Genomic DNA, 23,816 nt, shown 5'->3' with positions numbered 1-23,816 from the left:
GACTATAAGCTCCCTTTCTGCAGACAAAGTGTCAACATGGCCCGTGCGCGCGAAAGCACCGAATAGAAATTGCTTTTGGTCAATTCCAGCCTGGCACAGATTTCCTCCACGCCATAACCCTGATAGTTGAGATTAAGGGCGCGGGCAAACTGAAGGCTCCTCTGGCTTACTTTCCGCAGACATTCCAGAAGCGTGGCTTCAAATAAAGGGTCGGAGTCACGGCCGAAATCGCTTCGACCATCTTCATCAAAGCTGTTCGTATCGCTTTTTCGCCGGGCTCTTTTTGAGTTGTGATTCATAACCACATTCTGCAACACCCTATGGGCCCAGGCCACAAAGCTGGTTTCGTAAACAATCTCTTTGTACTTGCTAAAAACAACAGCGAGGGCGTCCTGGACGGCTTCCTCACCATCTTCTTTATTCCATATACTCCGTTTTACAAAGAAACGGAATCTTGCAGACAGTTCCAGAAATAGCTGCTTTTCCGCTTCGGGATTGCCGCCGGCGACGGCCGATTTTTGTAACTCGTTGATATCCAATATAAACGCGAACCTGCTAATTCAGCAGTAGTATAATAATTGTATTTGAAAACGCAAAATAGTCTTTTTCCCTTTATAGCAAGCTGATTTTCATCATTCCGCAATTCCATTATCGGAAAATCTCAAAATCCGGGTAAATAACTTGCAAGAATTCTCATATTCATAAAACTAATTCTATGACAACACATTATTCGAGTTTAAACTAGGGAGAAACGATTATGAGAATCCGTTTGGTTGCGATGCGCTTATTCCTGTTAATCCTTTTTTTGACAGGTATTTCTTCTTTTAACAATGCCATTGCCGCCACGGTTTGCGGTGATGCCGACAATGACATGATAGTTAATATCAAAGATATAACCTTTCTAATCAACTTCCTTTACAAAGGCGGCCAGTCACCTAACACGCTCGTGGCCGCCGATGTCAATAATTCCGGGATCGTGAACATTTCTGATATTACCTATATGATTAATTTTCTTTATAAGGGCGGCCCCAAGCCGGCCTGCTCCAAATATCTGGGCCAGGTCCCCCCTGACTCCATACCACAAATCTTCGCCCCGGGGCTTATCTCCGGTTCTGAAACAGAGTTTGTGGCATCTTTCGATCCCTCGTTCCAGGAATTCTACTTTACCCGGAGGGGAGGAGATAACATAAATGAAATCTATTTCTCTGAAATTGTGAACGGTTCATGGACAAATCCGGCAATAGCACCTTTCTGCGGCAATTATGAGAACATGGAGCCGCTAATGACTCCCGATGGCCAAAGGCTCTATTTCAGCAGTACCCGGCCTTGTTCGGGATACCAAACGGCGGTACCTTATAATTGTAACTGGTTTGTCACCAGAATCGATTCCGATTGGTCGGATCCGCAGTATCTTGGCGTGCCCTTCAACAACATAATGGTCATGTATTCTACTCAAAGCTCGAACGGCAATATGTACTTCACTAACGTTAGCGTCGTACCTCCCTGCATATATCTGTCGCGATTTGTCGACGGCCAGTACTTCATGCCGCAGCGCCTCGGAACGGCCATAAACAAAGGGTACTATGAGGCTCATCCATATATAGCAGCCGATGAAAGCTATATGATATTTGACGCCCAGAATAGACCGGGTGGGTATGGTGCCTCCGATCTCTATATCAGCTTCCGGAACGAAGACGGTTCATGGACGGAATCAATTAATCTCGGAAGCAGTATCAATACCGTGGGAGACGATTTCTGTCCGACAGTTACACCGGACGGCAAATATTTCTTCTATGGTCGGTGGAACGGTTCGGCCAAAGATATTTACTGGTGCGATACCGCCTTCATAGAGAAGTTGCGCCCTTGCGTGGGCAGGATCGCCTACACCATTACTCCACCGGACGGAAATAATCAGATATATACGATAGATTGTGATGGCAGCAATCTTCAGCAACTGACGGCTCTGCCGGGACGTAACATGGCCCCGGAATGGTCTCCCGACGGCAGCAAAATAGCATTCTACACACATTTTGAATCCGAAAATACCTGGTCGATTTTTATTATGGATGCCGACGGCGGCAATGTGACCCGTGTGACCGATATTCCCGGTGCCTGGGATTGGTGTCCGCAATGGTCGCCCGATGGTACCAAGTTGCTCTTCGCCAGGATGTATCCTTCCGACTATCACTCGGATATCTGGATGGTAGATATTGATGGCAGTGATCTGCACCGGGTCGGCTCGGCTATCGGCTTCGGGCCAAGATGGTCATCTGATGGTGAAAAAGTCCTTTACTCCGGGCTTGCCGGCGATTACGAGATATTTGTGATGGATACTTCCGGTGCCAACCAGGTGCAATTGACGGACAACACTTCCGATGACTATTGGTCCTCCTGGTCACCTGATGGCGGCAAAATTGTATTTGTTTCCAACCGGGATGGGAATTTCGAAGTTTACACCATGAACGCCGATGGCACCGGCCCCGTGCGCCTTACGACCAGTTCTCAAAATGAGGATGATGCCGAGTGGTCGCCAGACGGATTGCGGATCGCATTTGTATCCTGGCGGGACGGTCATATGGAGATTTACATTATGAAAGCCGACGGAAGCCGGCAAACCCGATTAACCGTCACTTCCAGCGGCCATGCCTTCGATCCCGACTGGAAGCCGAATTGATTATAAAATAAGGATTCGTCTGGAATCGAATTATTACGCCTTCTTGTTTTGCCTCAAGCGGGCACGAACCATCCGGTTCGTGCCCGTTCTTATATTTCACGATCTCGACCGTACGAATATTTCATTGCCCGGTGCAGATGAAAACGGCAAAATGGCCATCGTGCACTTCTATGTTATCTCAAATCATTTTGACTTGTACCGGTCGGCGGAGTCGAATATGTCGATGACATTGATCTGGGTCGGAAAGGTGGCCGAATGAACCGCTCCTTCGGGGATAAAATAGCTGTCACCCTTGTGATATGTCTTCGCCTCCCCGGAGATTGTGAGAACCATTTCCCCCTCGAGCATAATTCCCCATTGAGCGCAATGAGCATGCGCCGGAACAATAGAACCGGCCTGAATATCAAAGAAAACCACCTGCTTCTTCCCTGCCTGCATCAGCCAACCGCGGATACCGTTGATCTTAACATCCACCTCCGGCAGATTGCGGATCATCTCCGGGTAAATGGTATTATCCCATTCTTTCAAGAAACCATTCATAAATATCCTCCTGTTTTCGGAACCTGATTTACCCGGCCTGAATCTGCTTGATAATAGACTCAGCCGATGTCACCATTGCGAAGCCAAACGCCAGATTGAGAAGACTTGCTTTATGCATTTCCTCATTGATGCTTCCGGTCGCATCCGCCAAAAAGAAAACCCGATAATCGCGATAATAGGCATCACGGGCGGTTGATTCGCAGCACATGTTGGTCATTACTCCCGTAATCACCAAATCTTCAATTTTAAGACATCTGAGAATCGTTTCGAGATCGGTATTATAGAAAGCCGAGTAGCGATGTTTAAGGATAATTTTCTCATTCGCGAGCGGGGCAATATCATCATCTATTTCGCTTTCAGGGCTTCCCTCCAGACAGGCGCCATCCCACCACCATTTCATGATTCCGGCATCGATGAAATCGGGATGATGAACATGTTTGGTATAGATTACCGGACGACCCGCCGCACGGAAGGCCGCGATCAGACGTTTGACTGAGGGAATAATAGCCGGGCCGCTTTCCGTGTATGTTGGGGAATTGGGATCCAAAAAGAATTTCTGCATATCGATTACCAGCAGGGCGGCCTTGTCTATATTTAGCGACATCTGGTGAGTATTGAATGCGGCAATCTGATTAAGCCATTCCTTTGACTTTGAGACGATATTGTCTGATGAAACATAGGCTGGCATGAATCAATCCTCCTCTGGACCTAATTTAAAGTACTTACTAAGATTGTCATGGCTCTCATTCCTCTCCTCAAAGGGGAATTCATCGGGAACTCCGGGCCATAGGAATAATAAAGTAAAGCAATTATTGGAATTTGAAAAGGGATTTTCAATATCTGCTTGCCGGATTATGTAAGCCGCAGACTTCAATCCGGCCACGAACCGCCAAGTCAACCGAAATTCCAATAAAATTGGATTGGGATTTGCGCCGGTTCCTGCCGAGCACGGAGTGCGAGGTATGACCCCGCCCAATTTCCTCTTGCCACATGAAAGGAAAAAGGATAAATTGTGCCCGATAAGACGAATTTTTGCTTTGTTTTACAGCATACAATAGCAGTAACCATTTATTGGCGAGGAAAATATGAAATACGGTGCGCGCAATCAGTTGATCGGGAAGGTGACCGGTATCAAGAAAGGTTCGCTGATGTGTCAGGTGACGGTGAATGTTCCGGCCGACTCGGTAATGAGTTCCGTGATGACGATCGATTCGCTGAAGGAGCTCGGTATTAAGAAGGGGGACAAGGTTAGAGTTGTCGTAAAGGCCATAAATGTGCTGCTGGTGCGCGAATAACAAATTCCAAGGTTGCGTGGGGCCTTGCCGAGCACGGAGTGCGAGGTGCGACCCGGAGCGTTCATAATATTAAACCAAGAAGATAGTCAAGACCGCCGAGGGGTCTTGACCTACTTAACTCCCCAAGCGGGTGGGCCACCCGGCCGGTTGGATTTGTCCCACCATGAATGGCGGGCCACCGGTCCATTTAGCAACCACGCGAATAATAAAACACCAAGGGGCGACCACTATCATCCAAATATCTAATCCACAAAATCTTCTTCTTTGGATTAAGAGGATTTTCACAGAAATCACTTGGTGTAACAACGAGAACTTGAAGCCAACTTCCCTCAGATTTCAGGGGATGCATGATATAATTATACCTACGTTCACCATATTTAAATTCTACCAATGGGAATTCGACCTCATTTCCGTTGGGCTCGTCAAAAAACTTAGGGACAGGTGAGATTGAAAGGAAAAACACGTCCCTCTGTTTCAATTTCACCGACCAGAAAATAATCTCGGTATGAGGTGACTGTACTTCAACCCAGCCTTTATAAGAGATATTTGAATCTGATAATCCATAGACAGCTCTTACCCAATTCCGGGTTTCATTGACACTATCAAAAGGTAATCCCGACTCCTCGTAAGCAAACTCAACAATGTTTTTTGAAACGCCCCGCATGGACGGAGTTACTATATATTGATATGGAGCTTTGTCTCCCTTGGGCGCAATTTGTCGGAGCTTTGCTATGATCTTTGAAGATCTCGACGGCTCTGCGAAGATTGACATAGAATCAGTCTGAAATGATGATGAATTTACTCCATGTGCAGAAAAATAGATAACGCCGATCCCATAATCCTTACCATAAGAGATATTGGACAGTAGAACTAATAAGAAGACAATGTTTCTCATGATATTGCTCACGCCAGTTAATAATAGCCGGGTAACCCACCCGCCACCGCGGGCTGTGGGATTGTTATTTCAAGCACTAGGTCAAAACTCATAATCATTCATATGCAATGGGACATTCCTCCTTCTTATGCCGCAGGGTCACGCCTTCCTCCTTGACGCCGGGAAGCCTAAGACCCCGCGGAACCTAAAAAGTCCTTCCAATTCTGGCTTTCCCATTCGTATTACCCCTCCATCATCTGCAAAAATTTATAATTTTCTGCGGTTTCGACATTTATGTATTTTGTTCACCGAATGTTATATCAAATCCTTTTATTGAGTGGGGCATCCATTTATTGTGTATAATTATTCTTTCCCCGATCGACGATCCAAGCCGACCAGGAATCTTTTTCCTGCATCAAGACCCCAAGCAGTTATTCTCTTATCCACCTTCCCTCCGTGAACAGCGATATTCAATAATCCCACCAGATCGGCGAGCACAATTCCTTCCTCATTTGAAAGCAGGCCACGTTCGCCCAAAATCTTCAGCAATCTACTTACTCCAGCACGCTGGGCACTTATATTGTTAGCTTCGGCCAATTGCGTCAGGCGTTTCTCAATCTCAATTCTCAGTCCAGCAAGCGCCAATATTGGATCTTCGTCGGCCATCAATTCAAATGAATAATTGGGAGTAGCCGCGGACTGGGCAGTCGTTGCAAGCAGACCAACCGCGTCTGCTCTGTTAGTTGTTTCATGCAGCTTCTTCAGCAATTGCGCCGCCCACTTTGGCTCCTCTAAAGCAGAGCGCCGGTAATAATAATGGGCTATAATCCAGCTGAAGAGTGCACCGATAAATAAATATAGAATTTCCATCTTGATTAACTAATAATCCGCGCATCGGATGAGTGCTATTAAATCACTTCTAAATCCCACCTGTAAGGCAGTTCTGGCAAAACTACGCCTGTTTAAATCTATCAATCCGCGCGCAAAAGTCAATAAAAAAGCCCTCTTTTTCAAGAGGGCTTCTCTATTTACTCCCGGCAGCTTTCTACTCTCCCACCCAGTCACCCGAGCAGTACCATCGACGCCAGAGGGCTTAACTTCTGTGTTCGGAATGGGAACAGGTGTTTCCCCTCCGCTATCGCCACCGGAAAATATTTATCACGACATATTGTCAGCGTATTTCGAATTTCGGCAGATGAGGACATCTGCCGCGCACATTAAGCGCATTTGCGGGCATCTCTCAACAGGTTGCAAAGAAAATGACCTTTGGCCTATGAGAAAGAAATTTAATCGATCAAGTCGCACGGCTTATTAGTATCACTCGACTCAACACCTTACGATGCTTACATCTGTGACCTATCAACCTGGTCATCTTCCAGGAGCCTTCAGTTACCTTACGGTAAGGGATACCTAATCTTGGGGTGGGCTTGGCGCTTATATGCTTTCAGCGCTTATCCCTTCCCGACGCAGCTACCCTGCTATGCCGCGGGCGCGACAACAGGTGCACTGGCGGTCGGTCCAATCTGGTCCTCTCGTACTAAGATCAGCTCCCCTCAAGTATCCTGCGCCCGTATCAGATAGGGACCGAACTGTCTCACGACGTTCTAAACCCAGCTCACGTACCGCTTTAATTGGCGAACAGCCAAACCCTTGGGACCTTCTTCAGCCCCAGGATGCGATGAGCCGACATCGAGGTGCCAAACCGCGTCGTCGATATGAACTCTCGGACGCGATAAGCCTGTTATCCCCAGAGTACCTTTTATCCGTTGAGCGACGGCATTTCCATGCACAACCGCCGGATCACTAAAGCCTGCTTTCGCACCTGCTCGACTAGTAGGTCTCGCAGTTAAGCTCCCTTGTGCTTTTACACTCTATAGCCGATTACCACCCGGCCTGAGGGAACCTTTGCACACCTCCGTTACGCTTTTGGAGGTAACCGCCCCAGTTAAACTACCCACCTGGCAGTGTCCCCGAGCCTGATTCAAGGCTCAAGGTTAGATATCCGATAAAACAAGGGTGGTATTTCAACGGTGGCTCCACCGATCCTAGCGGACCAGCTTCAAAGCCTCCCACCTATCCTACACATGCTTGACCAAATACCAATACCAGGATATAGTAAAGGTTCACGGGGTCTTTCCGTCCCGATACGGGTAAGCGGCATCTTCACCGCTGCTACAGTTTCGCCGAGTCCCATGTTGAGACAGTGCCCCAATTGTTATACCATTCGTGCAGGTCGGAATTTACCCGACAAGGAATTTCGCTACCTTAGGACCGTTATAGTTACGGCCGCCGTTTACTGGGGCTTCGATTCAAAGCTTCACCACCCGAAAGCGGTTGACCTCTCCTCTTAACCTTCCAGCACCGGGCAGGTATCAGTCCCTATACATCGCCTTATGAGGCTTAGCAGAGACATGGGTTTTTAGTAAACAGTCACCAGGGCCTCTTTTTTGAAACCGCTTTCAGCTCCGCGGGAAAACCGCCTCACTTACTCACGGCACCCCTTATCCCGAAGTTACGGGGTCAATTTGCCTAGTTCCTTAACATGGGTTAGCTCGCGCACCTTAGGATATTCTCCTCACCTACCTGTGGCGGTTTGCGGTACGGTCGGCAAAGCAACTATCATAGAGGCTTTTCTTGGCAGTCTGATTAAGGTCAGTTTGTGGACCGAAGTCCTCCCCATCACCTCTCGGTGTTAGGAGCGTGGATTTGCCTGCGCTCCCCACCTACCGGCTTAGATCCCGAAAACCAGCTCGGGACTGACCGTCACTACTGCGTCACCCCATAGATTAAAACGCGACTCTACCGGTGCAGGAATATTAAACCTGCTTTCCATCACCTACGCCTTTCGACCTCGGCTTAGGGGCCGACTAACCCTGGGCGGACGAACCTTCCCCAGGAAACCTTAGGTTTTCGGTGGGCAGGATTCTCGCCTGCCTTATCGCTACTCGTTCCGACATAATCTCTTCTGTGCCCTCCAGCCGACCTTACGATCGACCTTCAAGGAGCACACAATGCTCCCCTACCAACCGCTTCCGGCGAACCGGAAACGATTCCGCAGCTTCGGTGCCGTGCATAGTCCCATACATTTTCGGCGCAAGACCACTAGACTAGTGAGCAGTTACGCACTCTTTAAATGATGGCTGCTTCTAAGCCAACATCCTAGCTGTTTAAGTAATCTCACTTCCTTTGACACTTAGCACGACTTGGGGACCTTAGCTGACGGTCTGGGTTGTTTCCCTTTCGGCAATGAAGCTTATCCCCCACTGCCTGACTCCCGAGGAACAAGTGATGGCATTCGGAGTTTGATTGGGGTTGGTAGCCTTGTGGGGCCCCTAGCCCATTCAGTGCTCTACCTCCATTACTCTATAGCTCGAGGCTAGCCCTAAAGCTATTTCGAGGAGAACCAGCTATTTCCAGGTTTGATTAGCCTTTCACCCCTATGGACAGCTCATCATCCAACTTTTCAACGTTGGTATGTTCGGACCTCCATTTCGTTTTACCGAAATTTCATCCTGGCCATCCATAGATCACCTGGCTTCGGGTCTACTCCCTGCCACTTGGTCGCCCTATTCAGACTCGCTTTCGCTACGGATGCGCCAGTGTTTGGCTTATCCTTGCGACAGAGAAGTAACTCGTCGGATCATTATTCAATAGGCACGCCGTCAGTCCGGTTTCTCCGAAGAGAAACCTTTCCTCCGACCGCTTGTAGGCACACGGTTTCAGGTACTATTTCACTCCCCTCCCGGGGTTCTTTTCACCTTTCCCTCACGGTACTAGTTCACTATCGGTCACGGGATAGTATTTAGCCTTACCAGATGGTCCTGGCGGATTCACACGAACCTCCACGTAGTCCGTGATACTTGGGAAACCAGATAAGGGAAGCAGTCAGTTTTTCGCCTACGGGGCTTTCACCCTGTACCGCAAATCGTTCCAGATCATTCAGCTAAACAGACTGTTTGTAACTTCCCGGCCTGACTGCATTCAGACCGATTCCGGTTCCCGCAACACCGACAGCGCAACGCACGCAGGCTTTGACGCGCCAATCGGTTTAGGCTGTTCCCCGTTCGCTCGCCGCTACTAGGAGAATCATTATTATTTTCTCTTCCTGAAGGTACTGAGATGTTTCAGTTCCCTTCGTTCGCTTCCACCCGCCTATGTATTCAGCGGGCGATATCCGTCGATGAAGACGGATGGGTTACCCCATTCGGAAATCTCCGTCTCAAAGGTTGTTTGCACCTAGACGAAGCTTATCGCAGCTTACCACGTCCTTCATCGCCTTCCCGTGCCAAGGCATCCACCGAGTGCCCTTAGTAACTTGATCGAAAACCTTTCTCAAGTTCACCAAAGGTATTTTCTGTGCAACCTATTGGAAGATGCCCGTATGTCAATCCGCAGAATAAGGATTGACATACGCTAACAATATGAAGTTGTCAAAGAGCTTTAAGAGGCAAAATCAATTTGCCTTATTATGGAGATGACCGGGATCGAACCGGCGACCTGTGGCTTGCAAAGCCACCGCTCTCCCAACTGAGCTACATCCCCAATCAATCTGGGCCTAAGTGGAGTTGAACCACTGACCTCGCGCTTATCAGGCGCGCGCTCTAACCAACTGAGCTATAGGCCCAAAAGCTTTTGAACCCAATCTTAAGCCCAAGATTTATAGGTAATAGCAAGTACCGGCAGAAAAAAACTCTACCGGGAGTGTGTCGACCTAGCCCTTGCCACTCTTATAGAGAGATCAAGAGCTAACTCCTTAGAAAGGAGGTGATCCAGCCACAGCTTCCGCTACGGCTACCTTGTTACGACTTAGCCCCAGTCATCGGTTTCACCTTAGGCGTCACCCTCCTTGCGGTTAGGCAAACGACTTCGGGTGCTCCCAACTTCCGTGGCTTGACGGGCGGTGTGTACAAGGCCCGGGAACGTATTCACCGCGACCTGCTGATTCGCGATTACTAGCGATTCCAACTTCATGAAGTCGAGTTGCAGACTTCAATCTGAACTGAGACCGGTTTTACGGATTGGCTCCACCTTGCGGTCTTGCAGCCTTCTGTACCGGCCATTGTAGTACGTGTGTAGCCCTGGATGTAAGGGCCATGAGGACTTGACGTCATCTCCATCTTCCTCCAGCTTATCACCGGCGGTCTCCTTAGAGTTCCCAGCAGTACATGTCAAACCCAGGTAAGGTTCTTCGCGTTGCCTCGAATTGAACCACATACTCCACCGCTTGTGCGGGCCCCCGTCAATTCTTTTGAGTTTCAACCTTGCGATCGTACTCCCCAGGCGGGGCACTTAATGCGTTAGCTGCGGCACTGAGGGGGTCGATACCCTCAACACCTAGTGCCCATCGTTTACGGCCAGGACTACCAGGGTATCTAATCCTGTTTGCTCCCCTGGCTTTCGCGCCTCAGCGTCAGTATCGGTCCAGAAAGCCGCCTTCGCCACCGGTGTTCTTCCAGATATCTACGCATGTCACCGCTACACCTGGAATTCCACTTTCCTCTCCCGTACTCAAGATTAACAGTATCAGATGCAGGCCGTAGGTTAAGCCTACGGTTTTCACATCCGACTTGAGAATCCGCCTGCACGCCCTTTACGCCCAGTAAATCCGAACAACGCTCGTTCCCCCCGTATTACCGCGGCTGCTGGCACGGAGTTGGCCGGAACTTCCTCCGCGGGTACCGTCAGGACCGGAGCAGTTACTCTCCGATCGGTTCGTCCCCGCTGACAGGGTTTTACACTCCAAAGAGCTTCGTCACCCACGCGGCGTTGCTGCGTCAGACTTTCGTCCATTGCGCAATATTCCCTACTGCTGCCTCCCGTAGGAGTCTGGGCCGTATCTCAGTCCCAGTGTGGCCGATCACCCTCTCAGGCCGGCTATCCATCATAGCTTTGGTAGGCCGTTACCCTACCAACAGGCTAATGGAGCGCGGGCTCATCCCCAAGTGACAGGTTTCCCCGCCTTTGATCTCCCAACGAGGCCGTCAGAAGATGTTATCCGGTATTAGACCCCCTTTCGAAGGCTTATTCCAGGCTTGAGGGCAGATTGCCCACGTGTTACTCACCCGTTCGCCGCTTTACTCGCACCCTTGCGGGCACTTTCTCGCTCGACTTGCATGTATTAAGCACGCCGCCAGCGTTCGTTCTGAGCCAGGATCAAACTCTCCGTAATATTACATCTCTTATTTGCGATGTCATATTCTCGAAGGTTGTTCCTTTTACGAAACACTTCGTTATTCGAACTACGATCTCAAAATATGTCTTAAAGACATTGAGACCCACACTACCGACAAGAATCATTCTTCTTGCTCGGTACTTGCTATTAAGTTTTCAAAGAACCAGTCTGATAAAAAACTGCCATATTTCAGGCAGGCAAGGATAATAACTACTATCCATTATCTTGTCAAGAGAAAAAAATAACTTTTTTCAAAATATCTTTCTCTTTCCTGTATCTATTTGTCTTTAACAATATTACCCGCCCCCGGTTCCCACTTTTCCCAAAACATCCTATAACACATAATATTTTCGACATCTGTAAGCAAGACTTTAGTTTACAGCTTGCGCACCCGCCAAGAAACTGCACCCGCCTCAAATAACGTTTGAGGCATTGAGCCTCGGGCTCAATTCAGAATTGTCAACCTCCCCGGCCCCTAATAAAATCCTTTTCGATCCGACAAAAGGCCTCTATATTGACCATATGTCGAGTTCTTCACGCAAAAGGCTGCTCCGGATAGACTTGGGGCGAACCGGATATGATGACACCCGGCTGCTCCAGAAATCAATGGTGTCACTGCGGCATGAAGGACGAATTCCCGATTGTCTTATCTTCACCGAGCATGAGCCGACAATCACCATGGGAAGAGGGACTACTATGGAAAACCTCCTGGTCACCCCGGAATTCTTGCGGGAAAAAGGAATCGGGCTCTTCAAAGTCGAACGAGGCGGCGATATCACTTTTCATGGCCCCGGTCAAACTGTCCTCTACCCCATCGTTGACCTGAACTTTCGCGGACGCGATTTGCATCAGTATCTCCGGGATCTGGAGAAATTGGTCACGGCCACTCTCGGAGAATTCGGGCTGGAGGCCGGGACAAAATCGGGATTGACCGGGGTTTGGGTCGGCGATAAGAAATTGGCCGCTATCGGCGTGGCCGTCGCCCACTGGATTACTTACCATGGTCTGGCTCTTAATGTAACCACGGATCTCAAATATTTCCGATTAATCAATCCCTGCGGCATAATAGACTATTCAGTCGGCTCGCTATCGGAAATATTGGGGCGAAATATCAGTCAGCGGCAGGTCAATGATTCCCTGGCCAAGAATTTCGCGACCCTTTTTGATTATGATATTGAGATGATAAGAAATGCAGCGCAATTCATAAACGATTTGGCTGCCGGCAGAATTATTTAGGCTGTAAATGCTTAGTTCGATATGAAGAACCCAGTTAGCAAGGTGCTTTATGAACATTATTGAACCCAAAATTGAAAATTATATCGCCAATTTGCCCTCGGCTGATGACCCGGTTCTGAAGGAGATGGAGGCCCATGCCCGGCGGCATCATTTCCCCATTATCGGCGCCATGGCGGGGCGTTTCCTGAGACAGTTGGCTCTGGCCTCAAACGCCAGATCAATTTTTGAAATGGGATCGGGGTACGGCTATTCCGCCTATTGGTTTGCCGGCGGCATGACCGGCGGGGGCAGAATAATCTGCACCGATATGTCCGAAGATAACCGTCAGCGCGGGCTGGATTACCTGGAACGGGGCGGTTGTAAATCGAAAGTTGAATTTCACGCAGGCGATGCCCTGAAAATAATCGGAAAATTCGACGGCCCTTTTGATATTATTCTCAATGATATCGACACGGAATCATATCCTGAGGCCTTTGAATTGGCTGTTCCGCGCCTCCGCAGGGGGGGTATTTTTATCACCGATAATGTCCTCTGGTCCGGGCGGATTCTGCATCGAAAACCGACTGCGGCCAGCCGGGCTATCCTCGAATTCAACCGGGGGCTGTTCAACTCAAAGGATATCCTTTCTTCCCTCATCCCAATTCACGACGGTCTGGGTATGGCGATAAAAATAGTCTGAGTATCCGGCTTTATGGGGCTTTAGTAACAGCTTGGCATCCAAAAGATTCAAGGTCGTTTTGCACAGGATTGCCATTTCGGGCGTCTCTGAATCAGACGCACTAAACAGCAGAGATTCAATCCATGCGCTTTATCAAGGCCTTATCTCTTCTTTTCTGTCTCGCGATCAGCTGCCAGAAGGTAACGGAACCTCTGCCGATACCGGCCGATGTCACGCCGCCATCGCGGGTAACCGATCTGGCGGTCAAAGCGACGACTTCTACCACGGCGACAATTACTTGGCTGGCTCCCGGTGATGATGGCAGGATTGGGCGGGCAGACGAATATGATGTTAGATATTTCACCGAGCCCATATCGGAAGAAAATTGGAACAGTGCCTTGAGAGCCGTGGGCGAACCATTGCCCGGCAGGGCTGGCTCTCCCGAGAATTTAATAATCAGGAATCTCTCAAATAGCACGCTTTATTATTTTGCGCTTCGCACGGCCGATGGGGTTCCTAACTGGTCGACCATTTCAACTGTTGACAGCGCCCGGACGACAACTCCCCAGGACACTATTCCCCCCGCTCCGGTCACCGACCTGGCTGTGGTCGAGACAGAACTCAAAAGCATGACGCTATCCTGGACCGCGCCGGGCGATGACGGAAACACCGGGCAGGCCGCCGAATATGATATGCGATATGCCGATTTCCCCATCAATTTGAACACCTGGCAATATGCGGTCAAGATGACCGCCTTGCCCAATCCTCAGGCGGCAGGAAAACAGGAGGAAATTTTCATCGCCAATCTCGCTCCCGGCGAGACTTATTGGATTGCTCTGAAAGCCCGTGATGAAGAACTCACCCAGTGGTCCTCTGTGTCGAATGTCGCCATGGGAACACTTCAGGCGGGTCAGACGGCGATAGAGCAACTGGGAATCTGCAAGACTTCTGACTATGCTTTGGCCGTGAAGATAATTGGAGATCTCGCCTATGTTGCCGATCATGACTCGGGCCTCCAGATTATCGATGTTACGAATTTAAGACAACCCCAAATCAGAGGACATATCACGACACCGGGGAAGGCCCTTGACCTGGATGTGAACGGGAATTATGCCTATATTGCCGCCGAGGAAGGCGGCCTGCAAATCATTGATATAACGAACCCGGGGAATCCAATTATTGCCGGGAGTTTCGCGACCTCCGGACAGGCGCTTTCGGTTACTCTGGCCGCCAATGTTGCCTTTGTAACCAACGATTGCAGCCCCGGCCTTCAGATTCTCGATCTAAAAGATCCGGTAACTCCACACGAACTTTCGAAGTATGAAACCAAAGATGCCGCATACGGGGCGGCCGTAAGCGGAAGTTACGTATTCATTGCGGCCGGAGCATCCGGTCTGGTAGTAGTCGATTTTTCCGTTATTGGAAACCCCTGGTTTCTAGCTACATGCCGCACGCCCGATCAGGTGCGGGATATAGCCATTGTCGGCAATTATGCCTACCTGGCCGACAACTTCGGCGGCCTTATGATCTTCGACATTTCCAATCCCGGCGATCCCTATCAGGTTGCCGGTTATGATACGCCCGGCCAGGCACTCTCGCTCGCTCTGTATTCAAAATATATCTTCATTGCCGACGGCTGGGAAGGCGGTCTGCAGATTGTGAACATAGAAAATCCGCTATATCCCATGCTCGCCGGAAGCATCCCGACTCCCGACATGGCTCATGATGTCGACGCTGTCGCTAATACCTTCTTTGTCGCAGCCGGTCAAGCCGGTCTGGTGATCTACCGTTTTCGGCCAAATGGCGAAACGGCGTTTCAGATGCACCAGGAAGTGGATTATTGATTCCTCTTATCGTGTTTCGGTCGCGGTTCCAATCAAGTGCCCGGACACCAGGACTTGTCGAACTCAAAATGGCCGCACTTAAACTTGAAAGCGATTTACTGTCTCACAAAGTGCGGCATTTCGGTAGGAATTTCTATTGAGAACTCCACTACGCCGCCATATGCACCGTTATTGTACCATGGCGACTGATAGATCATTTTCCTGATACCATTCTTTTCGATTGTATAGCAGTTCACTTTGCGCGATTTCATCAAATCGCGCAGTTTGCTGCGGGCCGGCTCCGGGTGACAATCGAGAAGGTTCTTGCCGATCAAATCCGCGCCCCCATCCTGCTTGAAAGTCTCATCAGCCTTGTCATTCATTTCCAGAATGATACCATCGGCATTGCAAATAGTGATGGCTCCGGGAAATTCCCTTATCCATGAAGCGAAAGACATGCTCAAGAAATCCCTATATGATGGTTATGAATTTAAGACACTGAATAGATCCGGTATCGGCCTCAAGCAGAACCTTTAATCATGTAAAAAACTTCTTGTGCCTTCTTCTGATTATATTCAAAGGCCAGATCCTTATGATTAATAATGTCGATGATTGTCCCGATGAAGCAAATGCCTGCGGTAAAAAGATATAGCAGGCCCATGCCTATCTGGTCCAGATAGAAACGATGCACACCGGCGATCCCCACAAAACCGATCAAAGACATCAACAGGACGGTTTGAGGTTCCTTTCTTCGCGAGCGATATACGGTCGCGAAGCGGCGGGCGGTCTCCTCATCGACATTCTTAAGCAGGCCGCTCACGAAGATCATTTCGTCCACCTGCAATTCCGGTAGCAACTGATAAAGGTCAGCCATGATATTCTCCCATTCTAAGGCCGGTCAGACCCGGCGATTTACATATAAGCGATACTATTCTAAGTGACAATATTATGACAGCAATTATGCCGAGCGGATGACACAAAAAGGAACCGGCGATATCGCCGTGATAGAAAAGCGCGATCGCTCTCCCCAATCCACACCCGGGGCAGAAATCGATTCCGATATTTCTGAAAAGACAGAATGAGAAATGCTGCTTCGCCGGGTCAATAAAAGCCGGCGCAATCAGCGCCGCCCCCCAGAGGAGAATCTCCTTCTGATACGGTAGCATTAGAAATGTGAGAATTTTCTTCATTCCGCTTTCCATCATCTAATTATTACTACGGAATATAATGAAGGCAAGTTGCTCAAAACAAGTGAAAGAAGGAGGGTTTTCAATCAAAATCCAACAGAACCAGGGCGTTTCCCTTTCGGCCCGAAAAGGGAGTTGGAGCGTAATATCGTGCGCCCGTGCACCCGGCGACAGGATTTAATTTATTATATGTATCGCCTTTTTGTTGGCGTTCAGGCCGGCCTCCATCAGCGCTTCGGAAAGAGTGGGATGAATCCCCATTATATGCCCCAAATCCTCCGCGGTGCCGTCAAACTCCATCAGCGCCGTTCCGGCAAAGATAATATCCCCCGAATGGGGGCCGAACAGATGTATTCCCAAAATCTCATCGGTCTCGGCATCGGAAATAACTTTGGCAAAACCTTCCGTGGCCAGCGTGGCAATACCTTTCCCTACCGCACGATATGGAAACTTGCCGACCTTGATCTTTTTCCCTGACGCGGCCGCTTCTTTTTCGGTCAGACCAATTCCCGCGATTTCCGGGTCGGTGAAAACCGCATACGGCACCGCTTTCCAGTCGGCGCCCATATTCGAACCGGCAATCGCCTCGGCGGCGACAATTCCCTCATGCGAGGCCTTGTGTGCCAGAAGCAATCCTCCGGTGACATCGCCAATGGCAAATATATTGGACACATTAGTCCGCATTCTCTGATCAACCGAAATGAATTTCCTGGTATCGGTTTTCACACCGGCTTTGTCGAGATTCAGCCCGGCCGTATTCGGTCTCATCCCGGCCGACACCAGAACCATGTCGAAAGTGAAAGTCTTATTTCCCTGCGGACTCTCCATATCAACTTCAACCTTGTCACCCTTCTTCCGGGAAGCCACAACTTTCGATGATAAATAGAATTCCATCCCCTGCTTGCGCAGAGCCTTCTCGGCCGATGAGGATATTTCCGGATCGAGCATGGGAAGAACGCTATCGAGAAGTTCGATGACCGTTATCCTGGAACCAAGAGTATTATACACGGTTGCCATTTCTAATCCGATCGGCCCCGCACCGATCACGCCCATGGTCGGCGGAACATACCGAATATCGATTGCCTCGCGAGCGCCGATAATTGTCTTCCCGTCCATCTTGATCATGGGCAGATCTATCGGCTCGACCCCGGTGGCGATGATAAAATATTCGGCTTCGAGTTTGGTTTTACCGCCATCAGCGGCAATTTCAATTTCCGTCGGAGAAAGAAATGATGCATAACCATCATATACTTTTATTCCCGCTTTCTCCATAAGAAATTTGACGCCGCTGGTAAGCCGCTTGACCGTATCATCCTTATGCCTGCGGAGTTTGTCGAGATCGATTTCCACTGCCAGGCTTTTCAGCCCGATACGAGACGCCCCCTCGACCGTTCTTTTCAACTCTGTCACATATAGAAGCGCCTTGGAGGGAATACACCCCCAGTTCAAGCAAACCCCGCCGATGTATTCTTTTTCAACCACGGCCGTTTTTATGCCCAACTGCGCTGCTCTGATGGCGGCGACATATCCGCCCGGGCCGGTTCCGATTACGACCAGTTTATATTTTTCTGCCATATCAATATCCTTTTTCAAAATAGTATAAGGCAAATAAATGCGCCTCAACCATAATACAAAATATCCGTGTCCTAAACAACTCCCAGAAGCCAGCTATCCGGGTTCTCCAGATATTCAATCGTCCGGCGCAGGAACTGGACGGCATAAGCGCCGTCGACCACGCGGTGGTCAAAAGAGAGACCGAAATTGAGAATCGGCCGGATCACAATCTGCCCATCCCACACCACCGGTCGTTCGACTATCTTATGCACTCCCAAAATGGCCACCTGCGGATGAGCAATAATCGGCGTCGAACCGAGTGCACCCAGAAGACCTGCATTGGTAATGGAAAAAGTGCCGCCGGTTATTTCACCGACCGTCAACTTGTCGGCATTGGCCCGGTCGGCCAGATCGCGCATCTCTTTGGCAATCTGAAGTATGGACTTTTGCTCGCAGTGCTTAACCACCGGAACAATCAACGAATTCTGTCGCGCCACCGCCATACCGACATTGAAATATTTCTTCACATGCAAAACGTCTTTTTCAAAAGTAGCGTTCATCCAGGGGAATTCCCTGGCGGCAAATATTATCGCTTTGACCATAAACGGCAGATAGGTCACACGCACACCGTGCATCTTTTCAATTTTATCGACATACTCCTTGCGCCACGCGATCAGCTTCGACATATCGCATTCATCGAAAGTCGTAACATGAGGGATGGTAAAAGCCGATTTGACCATATGGTCGGCGATTACCTTGCGCACGCCGGTAATCGGGATAAGCTCTTCCGGTTCGTCATCGGGCCAGGCAAAATCGGGTTTCTTGACATCCACCTGATGGCGGCTGTTGATATATCTGATGACATCCTCTTTGCTGACTCGTCCCTCGCGACCGGTGCCGCGCACCAGACGCAGATCGATGAAATGCTCTTTGGCCAAACGGCGAACCACCGGCGATGACTTGACCGCCTTGATTCCCGCGTCAATGGCATTCTGATCGGCATGGATACCCATCTGCTCGTGATGGGCCGTCGTGCCGACAAACTCCTCCGGCGGCGCTTTGACATCCTGCTCGCGGGGAATCGCCTCTTTGCCGCTTTCGGGCAGCGTCTGGAAAGCTTTTGTTCCGACTGCCGTTCCTTCTATCTCCATTATGGCGATTTCCGCCCCGATCTGCACCAGCGTATCGGGAGGAACCAGATGCCGTTTCATCACCCCGTTATGGGGCGAGGGAATTTCGATATTGATCTTGTCGGTCATGATTTCAACCAGGGGGTCATCGACCTTTATTTTATCACCCTCGTTTTTGAGCCACTTGACAATGGTCCCCTCGACAACCGACTCTCCCAGCGGCGGAACAATAACTTTATATTCCATCTTTCCTCCCTAATATTCCAGAACTTTTTTTACGGCGCGGATAATCTTCTCGGCGTTCGGCAGGAAGTAATGCTCCAAAGGCGGGGCGAAAGGAAGCATCGGCACATCCAGCCCGCAAACCCGGGTCACGGGAGCATCAAGATAATCGAACAACTCCTCGGCAATGGACGCCCCGACCTCGGCCATGACACCGCCGGTCTTGGAATTTTCCTGCACCAGAACAACCTTGGAAGTTTTCTTCACCGACTCAAAAATGGTCTCTCTATCCCAGGGGAGAAGAGTCCGCATGTCGATCAGCTCTGCCGAAATACCCTCTTTTTCCAAGGCGGCTGCAGCCTCAAGCGATTTATGGCACATCAGCCCATAGGCGACCAGCGTGATATCTTTCCCTTCTTTTCTAATGGCGGCCTTGCCGATAGGAACCGTGAAATCATCATCGGGCAAATCCTCCTTGATAGAGCGATACAGTCTCTTATGCTCGAAATAGATCACCGGGTCTTCTCCGCGGATGGCGGATTTAAGAAGCCCTTTGGCATCGTACGGCGTCGAGGGCATCAGCACGATGAGACCCGGCTGAGAAAAGAACCATTGCTCGTTGATCTGCGAATGGTACAATCCGCCGCCGACATCACCGCCGCAACAGACTCTGACCGTCATCGGGCAGGTCCAGGCGCCGCCGGAACGGTAACGAATCTTGGCCGCCTGCTGGATAATTTGGTCCATGGCCGGAGTGATGAAATCGGCGAACTGTATTTCGGGCACCGGGCGCATTCCGACCATCGCCGCACCGACACAACCCCCGATTATATAAGCCTCGGAAATGGGGGAATCGATAACCCGCTCTGTCCCGAAACGATCCATCAGCCCCTTGGTCGCTTTGAAAACACCCCCGTAGAGGCCGATATCCTCGCCAATCAAAAAAACACTTTCATCACGTGCCATTTCCTCGGCCATTGCTTCCGTAATAGCCTCGATAAATGTCGTCGTTTTCATTTTATCTCCTGAACTCTCAGAATTATTTTCATCTTATGACCGCCTAATATTCCTCTCTTCTGACCGGGAACTTATCCGAGTAAACATCGCAATAGGCTTCCTCGGGTTCGGAATATTTGGATTCCTCGGCGAATTTGATCGCCTCTTCCATTTCCTGCTCAATCCGTTCGACTAGCACTTCCCGCTTTTCGACGGTAAGAAGGCCTAACTCCGTCAAAAGCAGCTCCGCTCTCGCGATAGGATCCTTTTTCTTCCACTCTTCCAATTCCTCGGAACGGCGATAATTGGCCGGATCGATTTCGGAATGGCCGTACCAGCGGTAGGTCATGCATTCAATCAGAGTCGGCCCGTCACCGGCCCGGGCGCGGGCAATTGCTTCCTGAGCAGTCTTGTGCACGACCACAACATCGTTGCCGTCAATTGTCACACCGGGAAATCCATACGCTTTAGCGCGGTCGGCAAAATGCTCGATAGCGCCCTGAAGAGTCGCGGGGACCGATTCGGCCCAGAGATTATTCTGGCAGACATAAATCATCGGCAGTTTATGGATACCGGCAAAATTAAGCGCCTCGTGCCACCCGCCTCGGGCGGTCGAGCCCTCGCCAAAAAAAGCGACAGCCACATTGTCCTTCTTTTGAATTTTGAAAGCCATGGCGCAGCCGGTGGCAACCACTGTCTGCCCGGCTACAGTCGAGGCTGGATTGATTATCCCCTTCTCGCGTGAGCCGTAATGGCAGGGGTGGGTTTTCCCTTTATCGGGCGAGCTGGAGCGTGCAAAAACCTGAGCGACAATCTCCCGGAAAGGTATTCCCTTGGTGACCGCGGCCCCGATTTCCCGATGCGAGGGGCCGATAATATCTTCATCACGAAGGCCGTAAGTAACCCCGACCGTGGTGGCCTCCTGCCCGACCGCCGAGAAATATGTACCGGCAAACCTTCCCTGACGGAAAAGCTTGCGGAATTTTTCATCGAGCAGTCTGGTCCTCATCAGATTGGTATAAAGTCCCAGAAGAGTTTCTTCGGAGAGACCGATCTGCTTCAATTTTGATTTATTGGCCGCTTGATTCGCAGACATTTATCCTCCAATATTAAAAATCATTGTTCACTCAAAGATGCCGGATTCAAGAAATTCATCTTAAAATATATTTCCAATCGATTTTGTCAACCATTTCTGTCCTAATTCCTCTTCTATACTCATAAATCGCCAAAAATGGACTGCAATTTATCATTCTAATCTGTCATATTACGCATCAAATCGCCGACGGGCTAATCTTTTCTTGGAGTTGCCCGCTGCTGCACTCAGAATAGGAACTATTTTCCCGGGATTATTGATCAGACGTTTTCCGGGAATGGCCACGAGGGCAGGTTACAGCGGCGCGGTTTATCAACCCGGAAACCAAGGGTGTAATCGGCTTGCATCAGCTTATGAATCTCCCGCGTCCCTTCATATATCGATGCTCCCTTGGAATTGCGGTAGAACCTTTCCACCGGATATTCGTCGGAATAGCCATAGGCGCCGTGAACCTGGACCGCATCGGCCGAGGCTTTTTCCGCCTCCTGACAGGCAATCCACTTGGCCAGCGAAGTTTCTCTTGTGCTTCGCAACCCTTTATTCCTTAGCCAGCCGGCTTTAAGCCAGAGAAGACGGGCATATTGGTAACCCCCTTCCATATTGGCTATCATCTCTTTTACCAACTGGTGCTCCGCAATCGGCGCTTGAAATGTTTTCCGCGTGAACGAGTATTGGATAGAGGCATCAAGACAGGCCTTTATCAGTCCGGTTGATCCGGCCGCCACCGTGTACCGTCCCTGCTCCAAACAAAACATGGCAATTCCAAATCCCTCACCCTCATGGCCCAGACGATTTTCCTCGGGGACTTCCACATCCTGCAGCGCGATCCAGCCGGTATTGCCGGCCCGGATTCCAAGCTTACCATGAATGGGGCCGCTGCTTACACCGGAAAACGAGCGCTCGACTATAAAGCAGCTTATCCCGCTGTGGTCGCGAAGCCTTTTCTTCTCCTGGTCGCTCCAAGCAAAAATAAGAAAATTGTCGGCCACATCGGCCAGACTTATCCACATTTTCTCGCCGTTCAGGATATACTTGCCCCCCTTCTTAACAGCCGTGCTCTGGATGCCGACCACATCAGATCCGGCGTTCGGTTCCGTCAGGCCAAAAGTGGCAATCTTCTCCCCTTTCACCTGCGGCACAAGATATTTTTCCTTCTGGAATTGGTTGCCCCAGGAAAGAAGAGTCAGCGAATTGAGCCCGATATGCACCGAAAGAATCACTCGGGCGGAGGTGTCAACATATTCCAATTCCTCGCAGGCCAGGCCGAGCGAGATATAATCCATTCCCGCGCCGCCGTATTTTTCCGGAAAACAGAGCCCAAGAATGTTCAACTCCGCCATCTTCTTCAAAATGGATGGGTCAAATTTCTGCTCCCGGTCATTTTCCTTAATATCGGGGGCGATATTTTTCCGGGCAAAATCGCGGCAAAGCGACTGCACCGCCAGTTGATCTTCATTGAATTCAAAATCCATTTATAACTTCTCCCGAATTATCACGTTTTCCAGTCCACATTATAAGGATACTATGACAAGAACAATTGGCCGCAGACTGGGAAACTCCACTCAAAATTGTATGAGAACCTTCAAGAACAGCCCGACCAGCAGCATGCCTGAGACGGTGCCGAAAAAGTTGACCAGATCATTGCCGATAAAACGATAACCGTGGTGTAGAATTGTCTCCCGCCCGCAATGGAGAGTTCTTTCAACGATCTTCCCGCAGATTGAGCAGCGGTACTGCCCCTGCCACGCCCCGCCAATGAAAGAATCACTCAATGAGCCGATAAAACCGAAAAGCATGACTACCGGCCATGCCATATCTGCAATATTCATTTTCTGATTCATCAGCATCATGGTCAGATAGCCGCTGCCAACAGTGGCCGCCGCCCCCACCATTGCCCCCAGAGTTCCCAAAACGGTCACACCGCCCGAGAGACCGGGATCGATTTTTCGGAAAGTGACAATTGATATCGGACTGTGCTTTGAGAGCGTCCCCAATTCGGTTGCCCAAGTATCGGCCGCGGCCTCAGAGACCGCCGCCAGATAAAGAAAAAACCAGAATATTTCGCCGGTAATGGCATAAATGGGAACCATAGCCGCAGCCGCCGCGCTATTGGCAAGAACCTGTTTCAAGTCACGCGGCCCACTCTTCCCCAATATACTGATTACCGAATTTTTCCGGGCTGTTCTTATTGCCGAAAGAAGATTCGAGCTTACAAAGAAAAAGATTAAGGGAACGGCGAAAAGTATTCCGCCGAATCCAAAGACAATCGTGCCGACCAGAACAGTTCCTACGGCGCCGCTTCCGGAAAGTGCCTTCAATCTGAAGGCAAAAAAGGCGATAATAAGCGAGAGTATGCCGCCGA

Annotated in this window: 19 protein-coding genes, 2 tRNA genes and 3 rRNA genes; 5 read left to right on the top strand and 19 right to left on the bottom strand. The window is 49.9% G+C overall.

The window, feature by feature from the left end; genetic code table 11:
- Positions 1-2: 2 nt before the first annotated feature.
- Positions 3-539 carry an RNA polymerase sigma factor gene (locus tag NT002_03415; protein MCX6828315.1) on the bottom strand — a complete coding sequence of 179 codons (537 nt, stop codon included), beginning with the start codon at positions 537-539 and terminating at the stop codon, positions 3-5.
- Between the two features lie 218 nt (positions 540-757).
- Between NT002_03415 and NT002_03410 the strand changes: the two genes are divergently transcribed.
- Entirely contained in the window at positions 758-2,674 is a 1,917-nt protein-coding gene (locus NT002_03410) for a dockerin type I domain-containing protein (GenBank protein MCX6828314.1), read from the top strand.
- A 183-nt stretch (positions 2,675-2,857) separates the two neighbouring features.
- Here NT002_03410 and NT002_03405 read toward each other — a convergent pair whose 3' ends face one another.
- Together NT002_03405 and NT002_03400 are read right to left on the bottom strand one after the other, a co-directional pair.
- Positions 2,858-3,214: a cupin domain-containing protein gene (locus NT002_03405; GenBank protein MCX6828313.1), complete on the bottom strand. Its 357-nt coding sequence runs from the start codon at positions 3,212-3,214 to the stop codon at positions 2,858-2,860.
- 28 nt (positions 3,215-3,242) lie between these two features.
- Positions 3,243-3,902, bottom strand: coding sequence for a cysteine hydrolase (locus NT002_03400; GenBank protein ID MCX6828312.1), 660 nt, complete (start codon positions 3,900-3,902; stop codon positions 3,243-3,245).
- 397 nt (positions 3,903-4,299) lie between these two features.
- Between NT002_03400 and NT002_03395 the strand changes: the two genes are divergently transcribed.
- Positions 4,300-4,509, top strand: coding sequence for a TOBE domain-containing protein (locus NT002_03395; protein ID MCX6828311.1), 210 nt, complete (start codon positions 4,300-4,302; stop codon positions 4,507-4,509).
- 187 nt (positions 4,510-4,696) lie between these two features.
- On the opposite strand, the gene NT002_03390 is transcribed toward NT002_03395, so the two are convergent.
- The 7 genes from NT002_03390 to NT002_03360 form a co-directional block, all read right to left on the bottom strand.
- Positions 4,697-5,404 carry a hypothetical protein gene (locus NT002_03390; protein MCX6828310.1) on the bottom strand — a complete coding sequence of 236 codons (708 nt, stop codon included), beginning with the start codon at positions 5,402-5,404 and terminating at the stop codon, positions 4,697-4,699.
- Positions 5,405-5,746: 342 nt separating this feature from the next.
- Positions 5,747-6,253, bottom strand: coding sequence for a hypothetical protein (locus NT002_03385; protein MCX6828309.1), 507 nt, complete (start codon positions 6,251-6,253; stop codon positions 5,747-5,749).
- Positions 6,254-6,415: 162 nt separating this feature from the next.
- A 5S ribosomal RNA gene (gene rrf, locus NT002_03380) occupies positions 6,416-6,532 on the bottom strand.
- Between the two features lie 141 nt (positions 6,533-6,673).
- A 23S ribosomal RNA gene (locus NT002_03375) occupies positions 6,674-9,704 on the bottom strand.
- Between the two features lie 148 nt (positions 9,705-9,852).
- A tRNA-Ala gene (locus NT002_03370) sits at positions 9,853-9,925 on the bottom strand.
- Positions 9,926-9,933: 8 nt separating this feature from the next.
- Positions 9,934-10,007 (bottom strand) — tRNA-Ile (locus NT002_03365).
- Between the two features lie 133 nt (positions 10,008-10,140).
- Positions 10,141-11,552 (bottom strand): 16S ribosomal RNA (locus NT002_03360).
- Together the 16S, 23S and 5S rRNA genes with 2 tRNA genes alongside form the textbook arrangement of a ribosomal RNA operon.
- Before the next feature lie 525 nt (positions 11,553-12,077).
- On the opposite strand from NT002_03360, the gene lipB reads away from it, so the two are divergent.
- From lipB to NT002_03345, 3 genes are all read left to right on the top strand, one after another.
- Positions 12,078-12,791 (top strand): lipoyl(octanoyl) transferase LipB, encoded by a 714-nt coding sequence (lipB, locus tag NT002_03355; GenBank protein MCX6828308.1) that lies wholly within the window; start codon positions 12,078-12,080, stop codon positions 12,789-12,791.
- A 49-nt stretch (positions 12,792-12,840) separates the two neighbouring features.
- On the top strand, positions 12,841-13,470 hold the full coding sequence (locus tag NT002_03350) for an O-methyltransferase (GenBank protein ID MCX6828307.1): 630 nt from the start codon (positions 12,841-12,843) through the stop codon (positions 13,468-13,470).
- Positions 13,471-13,592: 122 nt separating this feature from the next.
- Entirely contained in the window at positions 13,593-15,293 is a 1,701-nt protein-coding gene (locus NT002_03345) for a hypothetical protein (GenBank protein ID MCX6828306.1), read from the top strand.
- 95 nt (positions 15,294-15,388) lie between these two features.
- Here NT002_03345 and NT002_03340 read toward each other — a convergent pair whose 3' ends face one another.
- The 9 genes from NT002_03340 to NT002_03300 form a co-directional block, all read right to left on the bottom strand.
- Positions 15,389-15,730, bottom strand: coding sequence for a PAS domain-containing protein (locus tag NT002_03340; GenBank protein MCX6828305.1), 342 nt, complete (start codon positions 15,728-15,730; stop codon positions 15,389-15,391).
- Positions 15,731-15,792: 62 nt separating this feature from the next.
- Positions 15,793-16,146 (bottom strand): TM2 domain-containing protein, encoded by a 354-nt coding sequence (locus tag NT002_03335; protein ID MCX6828304.1) that lies wholly within the window; start codon positions 16,144-16,146, stop codon positions 15,793-15,795.
- On the bottom strand, positions 16,139-16,462 hold the full coding sequence (locus tag NT002_03330) for a DUF2752 domain-containing protein (GenBank protein ID MCX6828303.1): 324 nt from the start codon (positions 16,460-16,462) through the stop codon (positions 16,139-16,141). The genes NT002_03335 and NT002_03330 overlap by 8 nt, the downstream gene beginning before the upstream one ends.
- Before the next feature lie 174 nt (positions 16,463-16,636).
- On the bottom strand, positions 16,637-18,034 hold the full coding sequence (lpdA, locus tag NT002_03325; GenBank protein MCX6828302.1) for a dihydrolipoyl dehydrogenase: 1,398 nt from the start codon (positions 18,032-18,034) through the stop codon (positions 16,637-16,639).
- Between the two features lie 71 nt (positions 18,035-18,105).
- A complete protein-coding gene (locus tag NT002_03320) occupies positions 18,106-19,389 on the bottom strand; it encodes a dihydrolipoamide acetyltransferase family protein (protein MCX6828301.1) in 1,284 nt (427 codons plus the stop codon).
- Between the two features lie 9 nt (positions 19,390-19,398).
- Positions 19,399-20,382: an alpha-ketoacid dehydrogenase subunit beta gene (locus NT002_03315; protein MCX6828300.1), complete on the bottom strand. Its 984-nt coding sequence runs from the start codon at positions 20,380-20,382 to the stop codon at positions 19,399-19,401.
- Between the two features lie 43 nt (positions 20,383-20,425).
- Entirely contained in the window at positions 20,426-21,457 is a 1,032-nt protein-coding gene (locus NT002_03310) for a thiamine pyrophosphate-dependent dehydrogenase E1 component subunit alpha (protein MCX6828299.1), read from the bottom strand.
- 257 nt (positions 21,458-21,714) lie between these two features.
- Positions 21,715-22,926 (bottom strand): acyl-CoA dehydrogenase family protein, encoded by a 1,212-nt coding sequence (locus NT002_03305; GenBank protein ID MCX6828298.1) that lies wholly within the window; start codon positions 22,924-22,926, stop codon positions 21,715-21,717.
- Between the two features lie 90 nt (positions 22,927-23,016).
- On the bottom strand, positions 23,017-23,816 hold an 800-nt coding region (locus tag NT002_03300; GenBank protein MCX6828297.1), incomplete at its 5' end, for a DUF92 domain-containing protein.

It is taken from the genome of Candidatus Zixiibacteriota bacterium (assembly GCA_026397505.1).
In the GTDB taxonomy this organism is placed as follows: domain Bacteria; phylum Zixibacteria; class MSB-5A5; order GN15; family PGXB01; genus JAPLUR01.
Note: the sequence above shows the minus strand (reverse complement) of the source record. Positions and strands in the feature narration are given on the sequence as shown.

Bases quoted from the DNA above. Each gene is read 5' to 3' on its own strand.
- NT002_03335 (MCX6828304.1), bottom strand. From the start codon at position 16,146: ATGGCTGACCTTTATCAGTTGCTACCGGAATTGCAGGTGGACGAAATG.
- NT002_03345 (MCX6828306.1), top strand. From the start codon at position 13,593: ATGCGCTTTATCAAGGCCTTATCTCTTCTTTTCTGTCTCGCGATCAGC.
- lipB (MCX6828308.1), top strand. From the start codon at position 12,078: ATGTCGAGTTCTTCACGCAAAAGGCTGCTCCGGATAGACTTGGGGCGA.
- NT002_03385 (MCX6828309.1), bottom strand. From the start codon at position 6,253: ATGGAAATTCTATATTTATTTATCGGTGCACTCTTCAGCTGGATTATA.
- NT002_03405 (MCX6828313.1), bottom strand. From the start codon at position 3,214: ATGAATGGTTTCTTGAAAGAATGGGATAATACCATTTACCCGGAGATG.
- NT002_03410 (MCX6828314.1), top strand. From the start codon at position 758: ATGAGAATCCGTTTGGTTGCGATGCGCTTATTCCTGTTAATCCTTTTT.
- NT002_03315 (MCX6828300.1), bottom strand. From the start codon at position 20,382: ATGAAAACGACGACATTTATCGAGGCTATTACGGAAGCAATGGCCGAG.
- NT002_03310 (MCX6828299.1), bottom strand. From the start codon at position 21,457: ATGTCTGCGAATCAAGCGGCCAATAAATCAAAATTGAAGCAGATCGGT.
- lpdA (MCX6828302.1), bottom strand. From the start codon at position 18,034: ATGGCAGAAAAATATAAACTGGTCGTAATCGGAACCGGCCCGGGCGGA.
- NT002_03350 (MCX6828307.1), top strand. From the start codon at position 12,841: ATGAACATTATTGAACCCAAAATTGAAAATTATATCGCCAATTTGCCC.
- NT002_03400 (MCX6828312.1), bottom strand. From the start codon at position 3,902: ATGCCAGCCTATGTTTCATCAGACAATATCGTCTCAAAGTCAAAGGAA.
- NT002_03395 (MCX6828311.1), top strand. From the start codon at position 4,300: ATGAAATACGGTGCGCGCAATCAGTTGATCGGGAAGGTGACCGGTATC.
- NT002_03340 (MCX6828305.1), bottom strand. From the start codon at position 15,730: ATGTCTTTCGCTTCATGGATAAGGGAATTTCCCGGAGCCATCACTATT.
- NT002_03305 (MCX6828298.1), bottom strand. From the start codon at position 22,926: ATGGATTTTGAATTCAATGAAGATCAACTGGCGGTGCAGTCGCTTTGC.
- NT002_03390 (MCX6828310.1), bottom strand. From the start codon at position 5,404: ATGAGAAACATTGTCTTCTTATTAGTTCTACTGTCCAATATCTCTTAT.
- NT002_03320 (MCX6828301.1), bottom strand. From the start codon at position 19,389: ATGGAATATAAAGTTATTGTTCCGCCGCTGGGAGAGTCGGTTGTCGAG.
- NT002_03330 (MCX6828303.1), bottom strand. From the start codon at position 16,462: ATGAAGAAAATTCTCACATTTCTAATGCTACCGTATCAGAAGGAGATT.